This window comes from Corynebacterium sp. p3-SID1194, from assembly GCF_025144155.1.
Classification (GTDB): Bacteria; Actinomycetota; Actinomycetes; order Mycobacteriales; family Mycobacteriaceae; genus Corynebacterium.
This window is the reverse complement of the sequence record NZ_JALXWY010000039.1, coordinates 1-1,307: the sequence shown is the minus strand read 5'-3', so window position 1 is coordinate 1,307 and position 1,307 is coordinate 1. Positions and strand designations below refer to the sequence as shown.

Below are 1,307 nucleotides of genomic sequence, written 5' to 3'. Positions count from 1 at the left end.
TGAAGCGTCCTGGGTTTAGTTCCGCTTCTTTTACGGCCCTGTGTTGATGGGCTCGGTGAGATAGTACTCGGTTTCTATTTCCTGTGGGGTGGCGTAGTCCAATGCTTCGTGAAGTCGCTTAGTGTTCCACCAATGCACCCACCGCAAGGTGGCCAGTTCGACTTCTCCGACCGACGTCCACGGGCCCTGGGCATGAATCAGTTCCGCCTTGTAGAGACCGTTGACGGTCTCCGCCAATGCGTTGTCATAGGAGTCGCCGACTGTTCCCACACTCGGGCGGATTCCTGACTCAGCTAGTGCGGTGGAATACTTCAGTGACACATACTGGCTGCCCCGATCGCTGTGGTGAATGAGCTGGTTTCCATGGATTCGCCCTGCAGTCGTTAACGCATGCTCCAAAGCCTCCATCGGCAGCGCGTCGGTACGCATCGTCGAGCGTGTAGCGACACCAACAATTTTTCGGCTGAATACATCCACGACAAACGCGGTATAGGCGAATCCTGACAGGGTGCGAACGTAGGTAATGTCGGCAACCCAAAGCCTGCCTGGTGCCTGTGCACGAAAGTTTCGGCGCACAAGGTCCGGGCGGTGATCCGGTGTCTTCGGGCTAATCGTTGTCACCGGGGTTCGCCCACGTCGGCGGCCGGAAACGCCTGCGAGTTTCATCAGACGTGCGGTCTTGTCGCGACCGATATGAAAGCCTTCACGGTTCATCGCGTGCCACATTTTGCGGATGCCGTAGACCGAGAAATTCTCCGCGTGTACACGCCGAATCTCTGGGATGAGCAGGCTATCGCTTAAGGCCCTTGCGCTGGGAACACGAGTGGTCGCCTTGCGGTAGCCCCGGGAGGCGATGAATCCACGATCTGCTTGTTTAAGGACTCGGCAGATGGCCTCGACCCCAAATTGATCTTTGTACGCGTCGATGTAGGAGATCATTTGGTCGTGGGTCGGTCGAGTTCCGCTGCGAAAAAAGCCGAAGCTGTCTTAAGAATCCCGTTTGCTCGTTTCAGTTCGCGGTTTTCGCGGCGCAGACGCTTGAGCTCTTCTTCTATTGTTTCGCCGCCTGGCGCATCAGAATTGTCTCGTACTGAAGCGCTGTCACGGTACCAAGCCCGCAACGTGTGGTGGGATACTCCAAGCAGCTCACCGACCTCCGTGTAGGCGCGTTGCAGTGAGCAAGACTCCAGACGGACCATTTCGATGATCTGATGGACCGCCTTCTCCTTGAACTCAACGGAATACTTTCTGGGCATAGTGCCTAATCCTTCCTTACCTGAGGTAGGAACTGAACCCAGGACGCTTCA

At 56.2% G+C, this 1,307-nt stretch carries 1 protein-coding gene; it reads right to left on the bottom strand.

Annotation, left to right across the window (positions count from 1 at the left end; all coding sequences use genetic code 11):
- Window positions 1-30 precede the first annotated feature (30 nt).
- A protein-coding gene (locus M3G19_RS11770) for an IS3 family transposase (RefSeq protein ID WP_259902788.1) occupies window positions 31-1,256 on the bottom strand; the annotation gives its coding sequence in 2 pieces (ribosomal slippage) (window positions 31-977 and window positions 977-1,256; 1,227 coding nt in all).
- Window positions 1,257-1,307: the final 51 nt, after the last annotated feature.